We start from the raw sequence: 3204 nt of genomic DNA, 5'->3' as shown, positions 1-3204 counted from the left end.
TTAGCACAAAAGTTCAATCGAAGAACTACACTTGAACCTACCACAAATCTGTCATACGAAGCACTGCACCCGCCATTACGCCAAACCGCTGTTACCAGCTGGCGTTCTGTCTGTCGTGTCGTGAATGTCATGTCTGATAGGGATTTCGCTGTCATTGTCAGGTTAGCGTCTTGGTCTTTATTTGTCGGCTGTGCTGTTGCGGCTTTAAAATTTTTTGAAGGGAAGGAAATTTTAAAAAATAATTTTTCTTGTGAAGGAGAGGTGGAAGCTCTTTTGCAAACTTTGGTCTGTGCGTTGGACTTGTAGTGGTTTGCAAATGTGCATACACCTGTGCGTGGATTCATTCTTTAAATGTAGCTTTCTAAAAACTTTATACTGTCTTTCTTATCCTTAAAACTCGCTTCAATTCTGTCACCCGTGTTGTATTTGATAATGATTTCATACTTGCTTAAAGGAAGTTTTGGTTTGTCTTCAGAATATTTTTTCAGAAAGTCAATTGCTTCGGTTACGCTGTTTGAAATGTTCTCTTGACCATGAAGTGGTAAAATGATAATTCGTTCTATGTAGCGTGAAACAGAATCGGAAAGCGAACTCAAAAATTCGTCAACGCCCTTTTTATTCAACTTCAATAATTCTTTGGCAACATCTTCTTTATTAGGTAATTTGTTCCAGCTCTCAATTTTCTTTCTAAAATCCGCTTCCGCTGTTTTCTCGTCAGATGCTGCATTGATTCCAAACTTTGCAAATGCTTTTACTACCGATTCGTAAGGAAAGTATAGCACACCAAATCCAAGTGATTTCAGTTGTGTCAAAGCTCCTTGGGTAAATTCTCCAGCTAATACAACTCCAACAAATGGTGATGAACTTTTGTACTTGGTTGCCAAAGGCAAAACAGCACTTTGAATTTCTTGTGCTTTGTTTCGTGAATGTTTGGTGTATCGTCTCCAAGCTGATTCAATAAATGCAACAGGAATACCAATTTTGTTTTCTGTTCCGCCACGTTCAAGCACAAAGTCTAAATCGTGTTTGTTGTTGTTGGCATCAGTCCAAGAAACTTTCTTTCCTGAACGTGCCTTTCGTTCACCTTTCTTGTCAAGGTAAAGTTTATGTTTTCTTGCAAACTTTTGTAAATGTGGCTCCAAAGCCAATTCCAAAAGGTCGCCAATCATCTGTCCGAATTTATGTGCTGGTGATTCTGCCATTTCTTAACTATTTATCCAAAGTCTGCCTTCGTGTAAAGGAACTGAGTGTTTTCTATTTTTCCATTTAATATTTCTATCTCTCAATTTTTCAAAAGAGTAATCGCTAAAACCTGCGGATATAGCTAATTCACCAAGCCATTTGTCAACTGGAACATAAATTCCATATGGTGCAGAATCGCCAATTACAAAACACATTTTAGAATTTTCATTTGTAACTCGTCTTAATGAATGAAACACATCTGCAAGGTCATTGAAATAAGCAGCAATCATCAAATGATAATTTTTTTTACCGCCATGTTTTAAGCGTTCTTCTTTAAGTGTACCAAATACTTCTAAAAGTTCTGATTTGATTACGTTTAATCTCGGATTTTCTAAAATGCTGTCAATGCTGTCGCCAAGTCTTGAAACGTGTTGTGTGCAAGCTCTAACCAAATGTTTTCTCACATTATCCTGTAAGTCTGCCCAACCGCTAATGTCCCCCCAAAAAGTCATTTCAAGTCTTGTGGCATCTGCGTAGTCATAATTGTTGGCGTATGGTGGCGAAGTGATTACAAGGTCGCCCCAACCGTCAGGAATGGATTCAATGTTTCGTGCATCTTCATTTAAAATAATTGAATCAACTACATTTTTGAAACGGCTTTGAGTCCGTTTCATGTCCAAATACATGTCATTGACTTTTGATTCAAACGCCACAAAAGGGTCAATAACTCTTGATTTGGTTTTATTTGGTTGAATGTATTGCCACTGTGCGGTTCCAACGGGGGAGGTAGTTCTAAGAATTGCAGTAATGATAAACCAGTTGAAGTTTTTTATTTCTTCTTCTTGATTTGTATCGAGCCAAGTTTGTTTAAGTGCTTCTAGTTTTTGAATTGTTTCCAACGGATAGCAACTCATAATCAATTTCGGAAATTCTGTTTGCTTTATCTTTTTGCCTTTAGCAATTTTCAATAATGCAAGTGCTTCTTCTTTGAATTTCTCGGCAGGAAAATTCCAATTCAATTTTGCTTTTGCAATTCGGTAAATGTATGGATGTGCTTCAACTCCATAAGATTCAACACCTGCAAATTCACTCTCGATTAAAACTGTTCCTGAACCTGCAAATGGGTCAATAATTCTTGTTCGTCCATTTTTCATTTCTTCTCGGATAAGTTCACTTACCCAAGCTGCTGAAAACCCTGCCGTGTATCTATACCATTTGTGAATTGGCATTTTCATGTTGTCGGCAAAAGTGGCGGTGTAATCCTGCTCAACTTTTACTTCGTCAGGGAATAAGTCCAAGGTTTGTGTCTGATATGCCATATTCGTTTTATTTAGCTTTTTTGAGGTATTTGATTTCTTCTTCTGCCGCAATCAAAATGTCTTTTACGTATTTCTCTTCTGCCAGTTGGTAAGCAACTTGTTTGCTCATAAATCTTATAACCAAATCTTTCTCGTCCACCTTGAAAGTTTTGGCAATTAGTGGCAACATTTGTCGGCCTACTGGTCGTTCTCCACGTTCCAATTTACTTAGCGTGCTTTGGTCAATATCGAGTATTGCAGCAAGTTTACGTAAAGGCATTTCTGCCTGTTCTCTTAACTGCCTGATGTAGTCGCCTAAATTTTCTGTTTGCATCTTGAAATATTTTTCTTGACAATGGTGTCAAATATATGAAGATGTTTTTTATTGGTTTCCAAAAAAGTCAAATTGTTTTCAACATCTTATAGCGGGTAGGCAAAATTGGCTCTTTTGGGGTTTGCTGTGGGTCGGGTTGTGCGGTTGGGCAAACCTCAAATGTGCCAATGTGCGGCTGGCTAAAAATTATTTTTTAAAATGTGCGGTGGGAAAAATTTTAAAACTATTTGGTTCGGCTCGAGTGTCGGCAAAGTTTGGTCGGTTTGTGTCCAGTTACAGCGAAGTTGTCTGCCGTGTTTTGGTCGTTTTTTAGTGGTCGTGTCGGTCGTCCTACGCTTGCTGGTAACGTTTTGCGGCTTGGCGTAGTGGCGGATTTTTAGCACAAAAATT

Annotated in this window: 5 protein-coding genes; 1 reads left to right on the top strand and 4 read right to left on the bottom strand. The window is 38.2% G+C overall.

Annotated features, from left to right (window positions below; all coding sequences use genetic code 11):
• A partial coding sequence (locus CHU92_RS15960; RefSeq protein ID WP_207759785.1) for a hypothetical protein occupies positions 1–306 on the top strand: 306 nt, incomplete at its 5' end.
• Positions 307–347: 41 nt separating this feature from the next.
• Here the strand turns inward: CHU92_RS15960 and CHU92_RS01280 are convergent.
• From CHU92_RS01280 to CHU92_RS15955, 4 genes are all read right to left on the bottom strand, one after another.
• Positions 348–1202 carry a hypothetical protein gene (locus CHU92_RS01280; RefSeq protein ID WP_094411808.1) on the bottom strand — a complete coding sequence of 285 codons (855 nt, stop codon included), beginning with the start codon at positions 1200–1202 and terminating at the stop codon, positions 348–350.
• A 3-nt stretch (positions 1203–1205) separates the two neighbouring features.
• Positions 1206–2501, bottom strand: a complete 1296-nt coding sequence (locus CHU92_RS01275; RefSeq protein ID WP_094411810.1) for a DNA methyltransferase — start codon at positions 2499–2501, stop codon at positions 1206–1208.
• Positions 2502–2508: 7 nt separating this feature from the next.
• Positions 2509–2814 (bottom strand): helix-turn-helix domain-containing protein, encoded by a 306-nt coding sequence (locus CHU92_RS01270; protein WP_094411806.1) that lies wholly within the window; start codon positions 2812–2814, stop codon positions 2509–2511.
• A 179-nt stretch (positions 2815–2993) separates the two neighbouring features.
• Positions 2994–3204, bottom strand: a 211-nt coding sequence (locus CHU92_RS15955; RefSeq protein ID WP_207759784.1) for a hypothetical protein, incomplete at its 5' end; no start/stop codon positions are given.

The sequence above is a fragment of the Flavobacterium cyanobacteriorum genome (assembly GCF_002251835.1).
Lineage (GTDB): Bacteria > Bacteroidota > Bacteroidia > Flavobacteriales > Flavobacteriaceae > Flavobacterium > Flavobacterium cyanobacteriorum.
This window is presented reverse-complemented; position numbering and strand designations above follow the sequence as displayed.